The sequence below is a fragment of the Devosia enhydra genome (genome assembly GCF_900119845.1).
In the GTDB taxonomy this organism is placed as follows: Bacteria; Pseudomonadota; Alphaproteobacteria; order Rhizobiales; family Devosiaceae; genus FPKU01.
Genome location: NZ_FPKU01000001.1, coordinates 1,407,026 through 1,422,368, shown reverse-complemented (window position 1 = coordinate 1,422,368; position 15,343 = coordinate 1,407,026). Strand labels below are relative to the sequence as shown.

9 protein-coding genes are annotated in these 15,343 nt (G+C 65.2%); 7 read left to right on the top strand and 2 right to left on the bottom strand.

Annotated features, from left to right (window positions below; genetic code table 11):
* Positions 1 to 35: 35 nt before the first annotated feature.
* Complete coding sequence (locus BT183_RS06885; protein ID WP_072340180.1) at positions 36 to 560, bottom strand: winged helix-turn-helix transcriptional regulator; 525 nt, start codon at positions 558 to 560, stop codon at positions 36 to 38.
* A 387-nt stretch (positions 561 to 947) separates the two neighbouring features.
* A complete protein-coding gene (locus BT183_RS06880; RefSeq protein ID WP_072340178.1) occupies positions 948 to 1,601 on the bottom strand; it encodes an SH3 domain-containing protein in 654 nt (217 codons plus the stop codon).
* 221 nt (positions 1,602 to 1,822) lie between these two features.
* On the opposite strand from BT183_RS06880, the gene BT183_RS06875 reads away from it, so the two are divergent.
* The 7 genes from BT183_RS06875 to glgX all read left to right on the top strand — a co-directional run bounded on the left by BT183_RS06875 (position 1,823) and on the right by glgX (position 14,855).
* On the top strand, positions 1,823 to 3,676 hold the full coding sequence (locus BT183_RS06875; protein WP_072341686.1) for a monovalent cation:proton antiporter-2 (CPA2) family protein: 1,854 nt from the start codon (positions 1,823 to 1,825) through the stop codon (positions 3,674 to 3,676).
* Positions 3,677 to 3,779: 103 nt separating this feature from the next.
* The gene (locus BT183_RS06870) at positions 3,780 to 6,254 is read left to right on the top strand and encodes a glycogen/starch/alpha-glucan phosphorylase (RefSeq protein ID WP_072340176.1); all 2,475 of its coding nucleotides are present in this window, start codon (positions 3,780 to 3,782) and stop codon (positions 6,252 to 6,254) included.
* Positions 6,254 to 8,470, top strand: a complete 2,217-nt coding sequence (gene glgB, locus BT183_RS06865; protein ID WP_072340174.1) for a 1,4-alpha-glucan branching protein GlgB — start codon at positions 6,254 to 6,256, stop codon at positions 8,468 to 8,470. The genes BT183_RS06870 and glgB overlap by 1 nt, the downstream gene beginning before the upstream one ends.
* Before the next feature lie 27 nt (positions 8,471 to 8,497).
* On the top strand, positions 8,498 to 9,769 hold the full coding sequence (glgC, locus tag BT183_RS06860; protein ID WP_072341680.1) for a glucose-1-phosphate adenylyltransferase: 1,272 nt from the start codon (positions 8,498 to 8,500) through the stop codon (positions 9,767 to 9,769).
* Positions 9,769 to 11,229, top strand: coding sequence for a glycogen synthase GlgA (gene glgA, locus BT183_RS06855; protein ID WP_072341683.1), 1,461 nt, complete (start codon positions 9,769 to 9,771; stop codon positions 11,227 to 11,229). The genes glgC and glgA overlap by 1 nt, the downstream gene beginning before the upstream one ends.
* Positions 11,210 to 12,841 carry an alpha-D-glucose phosphate-specific phosphoglucomutase gene (locus BT183_RS06850; RefSeq protein ID WP_072340172.1) on the top strand — a complete coding sequence of 544 codons (1,632 nt, stop codon included), beginning with the start codon at positions 11,210 to 11,212 and terminating at the stop codon, positions 12,839 to 12,841. Before glgA ends, BT183_RS06850 begins: the two co-directional genes overlap by 20 nt.
* 13 nt (positions 12,842 to 12,854) lie before the next feature.
* A complete protein-coding gene (gene glgX, locus BT183_RS06845; RefSeq protein ID WP_072340170.1) occupies positions 12,855 to 14,855 on the top strand; it encodes a glycogen debranching protein GlgX in 2,001 nt (666 codons plus the stop codon).
* Positions 14,856 to 15,343: the final 488 nt, after the last annotated feature.

Genomic DNA, 15,343 nt, shown 5'->3' with positions numbered 1-15,343 from the left:
CTGGTCGGAAGCGAACCCGATAGATAGGGCGTGTGTCAGGCTTTGTCAGGGGGGAGCGCATCGGCGGCGCGCGCGCTCACCAGCTTGTCATAGGCCGCGGTCAACTCCGCAATGACCGAGCGGGCGCCCGGTTCCGGCGTGGCGCCGAGATGGATGACGCGCAGCTCATCCATGAAGGCCGCCCACATCGCGGGACCACCCTCCTCGAGCAGCTGGGCGCGGATGGAAAGTTCGGCCGAAACCGGCAGGTGCCGCCGGCCCCAGGCACCGAGCTGGGCGAAGACGGGCACGAGCTCTATCGCCGGCTCGGCGAGGGAGTAGATGGCCTTCTGGCTGTGGCTAGGATCGTCGGCGCGGGTGAGGAGGCCCAGCGCGACCAGCCGCTTCAGCCGGTCGGCAAGGATGTTGGAGGCGATGCCTTCCTCCGACCGCGTCAGCAGGGTGCGATAATGGCGGCGATTGCCGAACATGATGTCGCGGATGACGATGAGGCTCCACCGATCCCCGAACACTTCGAGCGAGAGATTGATGGGGCAACCGGACCGGGCGGTATCGAGCATGCAGTCTCCAGAACAACCAGTTGCAATGATGCACTGGTTGTGGAGGGGGTGCAAGGGTGGGGGGAAGGCTGACGATAGGTCGGAACTTGGGGCAAGGCCCCCTCACCCGGCCTTCGGCCGACCTCTCCCCCGAAGGGAGAGGTAAGGACCGGCCTTCGTGTCTACTTTGCACCGTCTGAAAGGCTCTCGCACCACCTCTCCCTTTGGGGGAGAGGTCGGCGCGTAGCGCCGGGTGAGGGGGCCTTTGCCGGGGGCGCAGAATTTTGTGTTGCTGTGAGCATGGCAAACTGGATTCCGGCTTTTGCCGGAATGACGCCGGAGAGGGGGCGATCGGTGGGCGTCCCTCGCCTTTCGAGAGGTTGGGTGAGGGACGCCTGGACGCTGCGATCAGTAGACCTGGAAGGACGAGATGTTGTTGTTGAAGCCGCCATTGAGGTTGGCGCGGTTGTTGGCATAGACCGTGCAGCCTCCGGCATAGCCCGGGTTCTTGCAGACCTGGACCGAGGCGCCCCCATAGACGCGGACCGAGGAGATGGTGTTGTTCCAGCCGCCGCCGACATTGGCGACATTGGTGCCGGAGTTCACGCACCACTGCTGGCCGCCAAAATTGCTGTTCTTGTAGAAGCAGACGCGCGGATTGGCAGCCGGCGGGGGCGGCGGGGGCGCGTTGCCGACGCCGAACGAGATCGAGGGACCGCCGGGGCCGACGGTGACGCCGAAATTGAAGGGGATTTCAGGGTTCGAGCCGCCACCGCCGCCACCGCCGCCACCGCCACCACCACCGCCGGCCGCGAGATAGGAGCAGGACGACCAGCCGCTGACATGGGCCTGGACGTAACACCAGCTGCCCTGCTGCTGGAGGACGTTGACGTTCTGTCCGGCGCTGAGCTGCCCGACCACGGCATAGCCGGTGCCCGGACCGGTGCGGACATTGACCGCGCTGGTGGCGACGGCGGGGGAGTCGGCGAGCGCGGCGGCGGCGGACATCAGCACGCCGGCCACGGCAAGTGCGGCGACGGCCGTAGACTTGATCTTCGACATGGTTCTGTTTCCCTCTGCTTGACGGGGCGATGTTTCGCTCCGTTCGATGGCGATGAGAAAAGCAAAGCGGGCCTGAACCCGGCCTGAATGCGGCATTTAGGCGGCCGACAGGCCCGGTCGCGCCAGCGAGGGCAATTGGCTTTCATCGTAAAATTGCGATGAAGCCTTGACCGCCTTTCGCGGCGGAGGCATGTCTTCGCCAGAACCCAGCGAGGACGATGATGGCCGGCGAAGCAGTGGCGCATGCAGCGGAGGCGGCCCACGGGGCTATCGACCTGGTTCCGGTGGTGGCGCTGCTCGCCGCCGGCGTCATCGCGGTGCCGATTTTCCGCAGGCTGGGGCTGGGTTCGGTGCTGGGCTATCTGGCGGCCGGGCTCGCGCTCGGCCCCTATGGGCTGAGGCTGATCGCCGACCCGCTGGCCGTGCTGCATGCCGCCGAACTCGGGGTGGTGATGTTCCTCTTCATCATCGGGCTCGAGATGGAGCCGCGCAAGCTCTGGAGCCTGAGGCGGCAGATCTTCGGGCTGGGCATGATCCAGGTCGGTGCCTGCGGCGCGGTGCTGACCTTCGTGGGCATATGGCTGGGATTTGCGCCGGCCGTGGCCTTCGTGTTCGGGCTCGGCTTCGTTCTGACCTCGACAGCCATCGTGATGCAGATGCTGCAGGAGCGCGGATCGCTGAGCCAGCCCAACGGGCAGAAGATGGTCTCCATCCTGCTGCTCGAGGACCTCGCAATCGTGCCGCTTCTGGCGCTCGTCGCCATCCTCGCGCCCTCGGCCGGGGATGTCGACATGTCGACGCGCATGATCGGGATCGGGGTGGCGCTGGGCGCCGTGCTGGCGCTGGTGGCGGCGGGACGGTGGATATTGAACCCGGTGTTTTCGCTGCTCGCCGCATCCAAGGCGCGCGAGGTGATGACCGCCGCTGCGCTGCTGGTGGTGCTGGGCGCGGCGCTGATCATGCAGCTGGGCGGGCTCTCGATGGCGATGGGCGCGTTTCTCGCCGGGGTGATGCTTTCGACCTCGACCTTCAAGCATCAGCTCGAAGCCGATGTGGAGCCGTTCCGCGGCATCCTGCTGGGGCTGTTCTTCCTTGCGGTCGGCATGTCGCTCGATCTCGCAGTGGTGGGGGACAACCGGCAGCTCGTGGCGCTCGCGGTGGCGTTGTTCATGGTGCTCAAGGCCGCCGTGATCTATGCGGTGGCGCGGCTGTTGCGCTCATCGCATGGCGAGGCGCTCGAACGGGCCGTGCTGATGGCCCAGGGCGGCGAATTCGCCTTCGTGCTCTATACGACGGCGCAGTCGGCCGGGCTGATCGACGGGGAGACCAACGCGATCTTCACCGCGACGATCATCATCTCGATGGTGCTGACGCCGCTGGCGGTGGCGGGCATGCGGTTGATAATGCCGCGCTCGGCCTCGCCCTCGATGGATGGAATCGAGGTGGCGGACGGGCTGAGCGAAGCGGTGCTGATCATCGGGTTCGGCCGGTTCGGGCAGATCGCCAGCCAGCCGCTGCTGCGGATGCGGCATCGCCTGTCGATCATCGACAACGACACCGACATGATCCGGGCGGCCTCGCAGTTCGGCTTCAAGGTCTATTATGGCGATGGCACGCGGCTCGACGTGCTGCGCGCCGCCGGGGCAGGGCATGCGGCGGTGATCCTGATCTGTGTCGACGACAAGGAGGCGGCGCTGCGCATCGCCGAGCTCGTGCGGCACGAATTCCCGCTCGCCAAGGTGATGGCGCGTGCCTATGACCGCGGCCATGCCATAGCGCTCGCAAAGCTGGGCGTGACCTTCCAGAAGCGCGAACTGCTCGAATCGGCGCTGGTCTTCGGGGCCGAGACCATCCGCGAACTGGGCGCCACCGATGACGAGATCGCCGACGTGATGGAGCAGGTGCGCGAGAACGACATGCGCCGCTTCGAGGCCCAGATGCTGGGCGGCCTGCAGGCCGGCAAGGGGCTGCTGCTCTCCAATGCCGAGGATCAGGCCCGCGAAAGCGGCGTGACAGCCAGGCCCAGCGAGCCGGTGGTGCTCGACAAGCAGGCAGGGATGGCGCCTGCAAAGTAAGCGTGTTGGGCAGAAATGCGGCGGGACTTCCCACTGCGACGGTTTGGTGCAAGACTGCATGTTGTTCGAGGGGAACACATCGTCATGAAAACCGGATTGCGTCATGCAAAAGCCAATCGTCTACGATGCGCCCCGCCCCGAGCCCCGTGCGCTCACCGCTGAGGCGCTGCAGTCCGAGATTATCGAGAAGCTGACCTATTCGGTCGGCAAGGATCCGATCGTTGCGCGCCCGCATGACTGGCTGAAGGCCACCATCCTCGCGGTGCGCGACCGCGTGATCGACCAGTGGATGGAGTCGAGCCGGCAGACGTGGCGCACCTCGCACAAGCGCGTCTATTACCTCAGCCTCGAATTTCTCATCGGGCGGCTGATGCGGGACGCCATGAGCAATATCGGCCTGATGGAGCCCGTGCAGCAGGCTTTGAAAAACCTCAAGGTCGACCTTGGCGATCTGATCAGCCTCGAGCCCGATGCGGCGCTCGGCAATGGTGGCCTTGGGCGGCTGGCGGCGTGCTTTCTCGAATCCATGTCCTCGATCGGCATTCCGGCCTATGGCTATGGCATCCGCTATGCGCACGGGCTCTTCCGGCAGGAGATGAGCGAAGGCTGGCAGGTGGAGCTGCCCGAGGACTGGCTGGCACACGGCAATCCGTGGGAGTTCGAGCGGCGCGAAAGCGCCTATGAAATCGGATTTGGCGGCCATGTGGAGCCCATTACCGAGCCCGACGGGTCGCTGCGGCATGAGTGGCGGCCGTCCGAACACCTTCTGGCGGTGGCTTTCGATACCCCGATCGTGGGCTGGCGCGGCGCGCGCGTGAACACGCTGCGGCTGTGGAGCGCCCAGCCGATCGACCCGATCCTGCTCGACCGGTTCAACTCGGGCGACCATATCGGCGCTCTGGAAGAAAGCGCGAAGGCAGAAGCGATTACGCGCGTTCTCTACCCTGCCGATTCAACCCCGGCCGGGCAGGCGCTGCGGCTGCGGCAGGAGTTCTTCTTCTCCTCAGCTTCGCTGCAGGACATCGTGCGGCGGCATCTGCAGCAATATGGCGACCTGGGTTCGCTGGCCGACAAGGTGGCCATCCAGCTCAACGACACCCATCCGGCCATTTCGGTCGCCGAACTGATGCGCATCCTGATGGACCAGCACGGGCTGAAATGGGCGCAGGCCTGGACGCTGACGCGCGGGGTTTTCGGCTATACCAACCACACGCTGTTGCCCGAGGCGCTCGAAAGCTGGCCGGTGGCGCTGCTCGAGCGGCTTTTGCCGCGCCACATGCAGATCATCTATTCGATCAATGCCGAAGTGCTGACCGAGGCGCGCGAAAGGGCGGGGTTCAACGACCGGCAGATCGCCAGCATCTCGCTGATCGACGAGCACGGCACGCGCCGGGTGCGGATGGGGCAGCTGGCCTTCGTGGGCAGCCACTCGATCAACGGGGTTTCGGCGCTGCACACCGAGCTCATGAAGCAAACGGTGTTCTCGGATCTGCACAGGCTCTATCCCGAGCGCATCAACAACAAGACCAACGGTGTGACGCCGCGCCGCTGGCTGATGCAGTGCAATCCGCGGCTGACCAAGCTGATCACCGAGCGGATCGGGCCGGACTTCCTCGACGATATCGAAAAGCTGACGGCGCTCGATGCGCATGCCGATGATCCGATCTTCCAGCAGCAGTTCGCGGCGGTGAAGCGCGCCAACAAGGAGGCTCTGGCGCTGCTCATCAAGCAGCGGATGAATGTCGTCGTGTCGCCCGACGCGATGTTCGACGTGCAGATCAAGCGCATCCACGAATACAAGCGCCAGCTGCTCAACATCATCGAGGCGGTGGCGCTCTACTCGGCCATAAGGGCGCATCCCGAGAAGGCCTGGGTGCCGCGGGTGAAGGTGTTCGCGGGCAAGGCGGCGCCGGGCTATTGGAACGCAAAGCTGATCATCAAGTTGATCAACGACGTAGCCCGCGTGATCAATGGCGATCCGGCGGTGCGCGGCCTTCTCAAGGTGGTCTTCCTGCCAAACTACAATGTCAGTCTCGCCGAGACCATCATCCCCGCCGCAGACCTGTCCGAGCAGATTTCGACCGCCGGCATGGAAGCCTCGGGCACCGGCAACATGAAGTTCGCGCTCAATGGCGCGCTCACCATAGGGACGCTCGATGGCGCCAATGTCGAGATGCTCGAACAGGTGGGCGACAAGAACATGGTGATCTTCGGGCTCACCGCCCAGCAGGTGGCCGACAAGCGCGGCCGCAGCGAGGTGCCACGCTCGGTGATCGACAATTCGCCAACCCTCAAGGACGCGCTGGAATCGATCGCCTCGGGGGTGTTCTCGCCCGACGATCCCAACCGCTATCGCGACCTGGTGGGCGGGCTTTACGACCATGACTGGTTCATGGTGGCGCGCGACTTTGATGCCTATGCGGCGGCCCAGCGTAAGGTCGACGCCATCTGGAGCGATCCGCGGCGCTGGTGGGCGATGGCGATCCGCAACACCGCCCATATGGGCTGGTTCTCGTCGGACCGGACGATCCGGCAATATGCCGAGGATATCTGGAACGTGCCGGTGGCAAGGACCTGATGGCGATGTCCAAGGCTGGGTGGCAGGCGGACGCAGAGGCCGTCGACGCAATCGTGGCAGGCCGGCACTCCGATCCGTTCGGGGTGCTGGGCCTGCAGGAAACCCCGGACGGCTGGGTGGTGCGGGCCTTCGTGCCGCATGCCGAGACGCTCGAGGCCTTCGCGGCGGACGGCACGGCGCTGGGCGCGCTTACGCGTCGACACGCCGAGGGGTTCTTCGAGGGCAAGGTCGCGATCACGCAGCGCCAGCCCATCCGCTATCGCGCCAGCAATGCCGGCGGCGAGTGGAGCGTGCAGGACCCCTACAGCTTCGGGCCCGTGCTGGGCCCGATGGATGATTATTACATCGCCGAGGGCAGCCATCTGCGGCTCTTCGACAAGCTCGGGGCCCATGCCATCAGCTTCGAGGGCGTGGAGGGGGTGCATTTCGCTGTCTGGGCGCCCAATGCGCGGCGCGTCTCGGTGGTCGGGCCCTTCAATGACTGGGACGGGCGCCGGCACGCCATGCGGCTGAGGCTCGGCACCGGCATCTGGGAGGTGTTCGTGCCCGGGGTCGGGCCCGGCACGCTCTACAAATACGAGATCGTGGGCGCCGACGGCACGCTGCTGCCGCTCAAGGCCGACCCCTATGCGCGGCAGTCTGAAATGCGGCCAAAGACCGCCTCGGTGGTCGCAGACCCGACGCCGTTCGACTGGACCGATGCCGACTACATGGAGCGGCGCGCCGAGCGGGACTGGCGACGCACGCCCATGGCCATCTACGAGGTGCATCTGGGCAGCTGGCGGAGGCGCGCCGATGGCACCTTCATGAGCTATGACCAGCTGGCCGAGCAGCTCATTCCCTATGCGCAGGATCTCGGCTTCACCCATATCGAGCTCCTGCCGATCACCGAGCATCCCTATGATCCGAGCTGGGGCTACCAGCCGACCGGGCTTTATGCGCCGACGGCGCGCTTCGGCGATCCGGCGGGGTTCAAGCGCTTCGTGGATGCCGCCCATGCCGCAGGGCTGGGGGTGATCCTCGACTGGGTGCCGGCGCATTTCCCCACCGACGAGCACGGGCTGGCCCGGTTCGATGGCACGGCGCTCTATGAGCATGCCGATCCGCGACAGGGCTATCACCCGGACTGGAACACGGCGATCTACAATTTCGGGCGCCGGGAGGTGTCGGCTTTCCTCGTCAACAATGCGCTTTACTGGCTCGAGGAATTCCATCTCGACGGGCTGCGCGTCGATGCCGTGGCCTCGATGCTTTATCTCGACTATTCGCGCAAGCAGGGCGAATGGGTGCCCAACCAGCATGGCGGCAACCAGAACCTCGAGGCCGTCGCCTTCCTGCAAAGGGTGAATGCCGAGGCCTACCGGCTGCATCCGGGCGCCTTCATGATCGCCGAGGAATCCACCTCATGGAGCGGGGTTTCGGCCCCGACCCATGCGGGCGGGCTGGGCTTCGGGTTCAAGTGGAACATGGGGTTCATGAACGACACCCTGCGCTACATGAGCCGCAACCCGATCCACCGGCGGTTTCACCATCACGACATGACGTTCGCGGCGCTTTACGGGTTCTCGGAGAACTTCGTTCTGCCGCTCAGCCATGACGAGGTGGTGCATGGCAAGGGCTCGCTGATCGAGAAGATGCCGGGCGATGACTGGCAGCAATTTGCCGGGCTCAGGGCCTATTACGCCTTCATGTGGGCCTGGCCGGGCAAGAAGCTTTTGTTCATGGGGCAGGAATTCGCCCAGCGCGAGGAGTGGAGCGAGGCCAAGGGGCTCGACTGGTGGCTGCTCGATGCCAGCATGCATGAGGGCATTAGGCGGCTGATCGGGGACCTCAACGCCGCCTATCGCGGGCTGCCCGCGCTCTATGAGCGCGATTGCGAGCCGGAAGGCTTTGGCTGGCTCATCGGCAACGATCACGCCAATTCGGTCTTTGCCTGGGTGCGGCAGACGCCGGGCAGCGATCCGGTCGTGGCGATCGCCAACATGACGCCGGTTCCGCGGGAGGGCTATCGCGTGCCGATGCCGAAAGCGGGGCGTTGGCGGGAACGGATCAACACCGATGCCGGTTGGTATGGTGGATCCAATTCGGGCAATCAGGGCATCGTCATCGCCCATCCGGCCAAGGATGGCGGATGGCCTGCCTATGCGGATTTCACACTGCCGCCTTTGGCGACATTGTATCTTGTTTTTGAAGCGGACGACGATCAGGGCCGCTGAACAGCTTTTTTGGCCAAGGAGGAGAGCATGGCCGACTACAGGACACCCTCACCGCTCGCGCGTGATGCCATGGCCTATGTGCTGGCAGGCGGTCGGGGTACCCGGCTTTATGAAATGACCGACCGCCGCGCCAAGCCTGCCGTCTATTTCGGCGGCAAGTCGCGCATCATCGACTTCGCGCTCTCCAATGCGCTGAATTCGGGTATCCGGCGCATCTCGGTGGCAACCCAGTATCAGGCGCACAGCCTGATCCGGCACCTGCAAAGGGGCTGGAACTTCCTGCGCACCGAGCGAAACGAGAGTTTCGACGTGCTGCCGGCCAGCCAGCGGGTGCGCGAGGATATGTGGTATGCCGGTACCGCCGATGCGGTCTACCAAAACATGGACATCATCCAGGATTATGGTCCGCGCTACATCGTGGTGCTGGCAGGCGACCATATCTACAAGATGGACTATGAAATCATGCTGCGCCAGCATGTGGACACCGGCGCAGACGTGACGATCGGCTGCCTCGAAGTGCCGCGGCTCGAAGCGCGCGGCTTCGGCGTGATGCATGTAGACGGTCGCGACCGGGTGGTCGATTTCGTCGAAAAGCCGGCCGATCCGCCGGGCATTCCGGACAAGCCGGACATGGCGCTGGCCTCGATGGGCATCTATGTCTTCGAGACGCGGTTCCTGATGGACCAGCTCAGGCGCGATGCGGCGACCGAAGGCTCGAGCCGCGATTTCGGCAAGGACATCATTCCCTATCTCGTCAAGAACGGCTCGGCCTGGGCGCACCGGTTCAACCGCTCCTGCGTGCGGTCGGCCAACGAAGACGTGGCCTATTGGCGCGACGTGGGCACGGTGGACGCCTACTGGAAGGCCAATATCGACCTGACCGACCCCCTCCCGCAGCTCGACCTCTACGACCGGGACTGGCCGATCTGGACCTATGCCGAGATCACCCCGCCGGCCAAGTTCGTCCACGATCTCGACGGACGGCGCGGGCAGGCGGTGGCCTCGCTTGTGTCGGGCGGGTGCATCGTTTCGGGCGCTTCGGTGAACCGCACGCTGCTCTCCACCGGAAGCAAGGTGCATTCCTATTCCGAACTGCATGAGGCGGTGGTGCTGCCCTATTGCGAGATCGGTCGCGGGGTACGCCTGCGCAAGGTGGTGCTCGATCGCGGCGTCAACGTGCCCGAGGGACTTGTGGTGGGCGAGGACCCGGAATTCGACCGCAAATGGTTCCGACGCACCGATGAAGGGGTGACGCTGATCACCCAGCCGATGATCGATCGCTACCTGGCCAGCAGATGATCGAGGTTGTCTCGGTCACCTCCGAACTCTACCCGCTCGTCAAGACGGGCGGTCTGGCCGATGTCGCGGGCGCGCTCCCGGGTGCGCTCGCTTCGGAGGGTGTGCGGATGCGCACCCTCGTGCCGGGCTATCCGGCGGTGACCGCGGCGCTCGAGACGGCCGAGATCGTGCTCGACATGCCGGACTATTTCGGCGGCACGGCGCGGCTGCTTTCGGGCGAGGCCAAGGGGCTGTCGCTCTTCGTGCTCGACGCGCCCCATCTGTTCCTGCGGCCGGGCAGCCCGTATCTGGGGACCGACGGACGGGACTGGCCCGACAATGCACGGCGCTTCGCCGCGCTCTCTTACGCCGCCTATGAACTGGCGCGAGGGGCGGTGGCGGGCTATCGCCCGGCCATCGTGCATGGGCATGACTGGCAGGCGGGGCTGGTGCCCGCCTATATCGCCTATAATGCCCCCACCGGGGTCAAGACCGTGCACACGGTGCACAATATCGCGTTCCAGGGGCAGTTCGGCTGGGACATCTTCCACGATCTGCGCATGGATTTCCGAGCCGCCTCGGATGGCGCGATCGAGTATTTCGGCGGCATCGGGTACCTCAAATCGGCGTTGCAGAATGCCGATGCGATCACGACGGTCAGCCCGACCTATGCGCGCGAGATCATGACGCCTGAATATGGCATGGGGCTCGAGGGTCTGCTGCGCTCGCGCTCGGGCGATCTGCACGGCATCATCAACGGCATCGATATTGACGCGTGGAACCCCGCGACCGATCCGGCGCTGCGCCAGGTCTATGACGCGACCGCGATCGAGGGACGGGCGGCCAATGCCGCCGCCCTGCGCGAGCGCTTCCGGCTCGACCATACGCCGGGGCCGCTTTTTGCCGTGGTCAGCCGGCTGACCTGGCAGAAGGGCATGGACATGCTGCTCGAGGCGGTCGACGGCCTCGTGATGCAGGGCGCGACGCTCTGCGTGCTGGGCTCGGGCGATCCGGTGCTCGAAGCCGGCTTCGCCGATGCGGCGCTGCGCTATCCGGGCCGGGTGGGCTTCGTGCGCGGCTATGACGAGCAGCTATCGCACCTGATCCAGGGCGGGGCCGACGTGATGCTCGTGCCCTCGCGCTTCGAGCCCTGCGGGCTCACGCAACTCTATGGGCTGCGCTATGGCTGCGTGCCGCTGGTGGCGCGCGTCGGGGGCCTCGCCGATACGGTGATCGACGCCAATCTGGCGGCGGTCGAGGCTGGGGTTGCCACGGGCATCGTGTTCTCGCCAGCGACCGCCGAGGCGCTGTCGGATGCCATCACCCGCACCATCGGGCTCCATCGCGACCAGAAGATCTGGCAGAAAATACAGCGCCGCGGGATGGTATCGGACGTATCCTGGGCGACCAGCGCCCGGCACTATGCCGATCTCTATCGCCGTCTCCTGGGACTTGAGGCACATGAGCATACGCAAGACTGATATCACGCCCTTCGGCGACCAGAAGCCGGGCACCTCTGGCCTGCGCAAGCGCACCAGCGTCTTCATGCAGCCCCATTATGCCGAGGCCTTCATCCAGGCGATCTTCGATACGCTGCCCGATGTGGCGGGCGAGACGCTCGTGATCGGCGGGGACGGCCGGTATTACAATGCCGAGGTGATCCAGAAGGCGATCAAGCTGGCGGCGGCCAAGGGCTTTGCGCGCGTGATCGTGGGGCAGGGCGGGCTGCTCTCGACGCCGGCGGCGAGCCACCTCATCCGCCACAACAAGGCGCTGGGCGGACTGGTGCTCTCGGCCAGCCACAATCCGGGCGGTCCGGATGGCGATTTTGGCATCAAGTACAATGTCGGCAATGGCGGGCCGGCGCCCGAGAAATTCACTGAAGAGGTGCATAAGCGCACGCAGGTGATCGACCGCTACGAGATGGCGGATGTGGCTGATGTCGATCTGTCGCGCATCGGCCGGCAGGAGGCGGGCGGGCTCGTGGTCGAGGTGGTCGACCCGGTCGCCGACTATGCGGCGCTGATGCAGACGCTGTTTGATTTCGACGCCATCCGCGCCATGTTCGCCTCCGGCTTCACCATGAAGTTCGATGCGATGCATGCGGTAACCGGCCCTTACGCCACGGCCATCCTTGAAGGCATGCTGGGCGCGCCGAAGGGGACCGTGATCAACGGCACGCCGTCGCCCGATTTCGGCGGCGGGCATCCCGACCCCAACCTCGTCTATGCCAAGGACCTCTACGACCTGCTGATGAGCCCGGACGGGCCTGATTTCGGCGCCGCTTCCGATGGCGATGGCGACCGCAACCTGATCATCGGCAAGGGCCGGTTCGTGACGCCATCGGATTCCCTAGCGCTCCTGGCCGCCAATGCGCTTCTGGCGCCGGGCTATCGGGCCGGGATTGCGGGCATCGCGCGCTCGATGCCGACCAGCGCCGCCGCCGACCGGGTGGCCGAAAAGCTCGGCATCGAGATGCACGAGACCCCGACGGGGTGGAAATTCTTCGGCAATCTGCTCGATGCCGGCCGCGTCACCATCTGTGGGGAAGAGAGCGCGGGCACGGGGTCGAACCATGTGCGCGAAAAGGACGGGCTCTGGGCCGTGCTGCTCTGGCTCAACATTCTCGCGGCGCGGCGCGAAAGCGTCGATGCCATCGTCACGAGCCACTGGCGCGAGTTCGGGCGCAATTACTACACCCGGCACGATTATGACGAAGTCGATGCCGGCGCCGCCAACGGGCTGATGCAGGCGCTGCGCGAAAAGCTGCCGCAGCTGGCGGGCTCCACGCTCGAGGGCAAGACCGTCGCCTATGCCGACGACTTTACCTATATCGACCCCGTCGACGGCTCGGTCAGCGCCAGACAGGGCGTCCGCATCGGGTTTTCGGACGGATCGCGGCTTGTGTTCAGACTGTCCGGAACCGGGACGGTGGGGGCGACGTTGCGGGTCTACCTCGAACGGTATGAGCCCCCACATGGACAGCACGATCTCGACCCCCAGTCGGCCCTCCACTCCCTCATCGAGTTGGCCGACCGGATCGCCGGAATCCGCGAACGCACCGGACGCACCGAACCCAGCGTCATCACCTGAGATCAAGCAAGACATGACCATAAAGCCCATCCCCGGCGGCGGGCGCACCGACCAGCTCGGCGCGACCGTCGTGCCCGAGGGCGTGAATTTTGCCGTCTATTCCGAGACGGCCTCAGCGATCTGGATTTCCATCTTCAACGAGATGGACGAGGAGATCGCGCGCATCGAGACCGACGTGCATGAGAACCATGTGCATGCGGTGCTGATCGAAGGCGTCGATGCCGGAACGCGCTACGGGCTGCGCGCCGATGGCGAGTATATTCCCGACCAGGGGCTGTTCTTCGACCCCAACAAGCTGCTCGTCGACCCCTATGCCAAGCGCATCGACCGCGTGTTCGTGCGCTCGCCGCGCCTGCGGCTGCCGCGCGAGGATGCGGTGGATACGGCGCCGCTCGTGCCCAAGGCCATCGTGATCGGCCATCGCAATCCCTCGGCCGAACCGCGCAAGGATATTCCCGAGCTCGTCTACGAGCTCAATGTGCGCGGCTTCACCATGCGGCACCCGAGCGTGCAGGGGCCGCTGCGTGGTTCGATCGCGGCATTCTCGACCCAGCGTGTCATCGATCATTTCAAATATCTGGGCGTCGACACCATCGAGTTCATGCCGATTGCGGCATGGGTGGATGACGGGCACCTGCCCTCGCTGGGGCTGACCAATGCCTGGGGCTATAACCCGGTGACCTATTTCGCCATCGACCCGCGGCTGGCGCCGCGCGGACCGCAGGAATTGCGGGTGATGACGGACCTTTACCGCGAAAACGGCATCTCGGTGATCCTCGACGTGGTCTACAACCATACCGGGGAGGGCGATGCCAACGGGCCGATGCTGAGCCTGATGGGGCTCGACGCCAAGACCTATTACCGCTTCGTGGAAGTGGACGGAAAGCAGCACCTCGTCAACGATTCCGGCACGGGTAACACCCTGCGCTGCGACCATCCCGCAACCCAGAGGCTGGTGATCGATTCGCTGCGCTACTGGGTCGAGGAGATGGGGGTGACCGGCTTCCGCTTCGACCTGGCGCCGGTGCTGGGCCGCGAGCCGGCCTTCAACCCCGAAGCCGAAATGATCAAGGCGATCAAGGCCGATCCGCTGCTGAGCCAGTGCCTGCTGGTGGCCGAGCCTTGGGATCCGGGCCCGGGCGGCTATCAGCTCGGACAGTTCGGCGACGAGTTCCGCGAGTGGAACGACACCTATCGCGACGATATCCGCTCGTTCTGGCGCGGCGACGACAGCAAGCTCGGAGCGCTGGCTGGCAAGGTCGCGGGATCGGCCGAAGTCTTCAACCATGCCGGTCGCAAGCCGAGCCATGGCGTCAATTTCCTCGCCGTGCATGACGGGTTCACGCTTGCCGACGTGGTGAGCTACAACGACAAGCACAATGAGGCCAATGGCGAGAACAATCGTGATGGCCACAGCCACAATTCCTCGTGGAATTGCGGTGTCGAAGGCCCGACCGAGGACGAGGGTGTAATCGCTGCCCGCAAGCGCGACATTCGCGCCATGCTGGCGACGCTCTTCATGTCGCGCGGCATTCCGATGATCCAGCAGGGCGACGAGATGGGCCGCAGCCAGGGCGGCAACAACAACGCCTATGCTCAGGACAACGAGATCACCTGGGTCGACTGGGAAAATGCCGACGGCAACCTCGTCGATTTTGTCGCCGGCCTGCACGCGTTCCGCAAGGCGCATCCGGCGCTGACCACCGACCGCTTCCTCAATGGCGAAGACCATGACGGGCAGCGCGACGTGGTGTGGCTGCACCCCGACGGACGCGAGATGACCGAGGGCGACTGGTCGGACGCCGGTGGTTCGGTTCTCGGCATGCTGCTCGACGTGGATGGCGACCGGGTGCTGGTGTGGTTCAACCGCTGGATCGACGCGGTGGATTGCGGGCTGCCTGAGGGCGAGTGGGTAGTCGGTCTGCAGTCCGACGACAGCGCTGAGGTAACGATCGCCGATGGTCGTGCAAAGGTCCCCGCCCGCTCGGTGGTGGTGCTGGTGCCGGCGGGCTGAGGGCTGGTGTTTGGCAGGCTGGGAGAGGGCGCCTTGCGATCGCGCAAGCAGCTGGGCCCCTCACCCTGTCCCTCACGCCATTCGAGCGTAGCTCTCATGGTCTTCTCCCCTCAAATCGCTCCACCGGAGCGATTTGAGGGGAGAAGACCATGAGGGGAGAGCGGACGCTGGAGCCGGTGCATACGCGATAGTTGAGAGACCTCATGGTGAGGAGCGGCTTTAGCCGCGTCTCGAACCATGGGGGCGGGAGCGACTTAATACGCCACCCCACCAGGTCGTTCCTCCGAAAGCAGGAACCTCTGTTACCGGATTCGCATCGCAAATTGAGGCTCCTGCTTTCGCAGGAACGACGTCTGCCTCAGAGGATGCAGCAGTCGGCCCTATTGCTTGTGCGGGTCTTCTCACTTTCAGAGCTTTCTTCACCTCTCCCTTTGGGGGAGAGGTCGGCTGTAGGCCGGGTGAGGGGGCCTTGCGATGGCGCAAGCGGC

Bases quoted from the DNA above. Each gene is read 5' to 3' on its own strand.
- BT183_RS06875 (WP_072341686.1), top strand. From the start codon at position 1,823: ATGGCCGGCGAAGCAGTGGCGCATGCAGCGGAGGCGGCCCACGGGGCT.
- BT183_RS06850 (WP_072340172.1), top strand. From the start codon at position 11,210: ATGAGCATACGCAAGACTGATATCACGCCCTTCGGCGACCAGAAGCCG.
- BT183_RS06885 (WP_072340180.1), bottom strand. From the start codon at position 560: ATGCTCGATACCGCCCGGTCCGGTTGCCCCATCAATCTCTCGCTCGAA.
- glgC (WP_072341680.1), top strand. From the start codon at position 8,498: ATGGCCGACTACAGGACACCCTCACCGCTCGCGCGTGATGCCATGGCC.
- glgB (WP_072340174.1), top strand. From the start codon at position 6,254: ATGGCGATGTCCAAGGCTGGGTGGCAGGCGGACGCAGAGGCCGTCGAC.
- BT183_RS06870 (WP_072340176.1), top strand. From the start codon at position 3,780: ATGCAAAAGCCAATCGTCTACGATGCGCCCCGCCCCGAGCCCCGTGCG.
- BT183_RS06880 (WP_072340178.1), bottom strand. From the start codon at position 1,601: ATGTCGAAGATCAAGTCTACGGCCGTCGCCGCACTTGCCGTGGCCGGC.
- glgX (WP_072340170.1), top strand. From the start codon at position 12,855: ATGACCATAAAGCCCATCCCCGGCGGCGGGCGCACCGACCAGCTCGGC.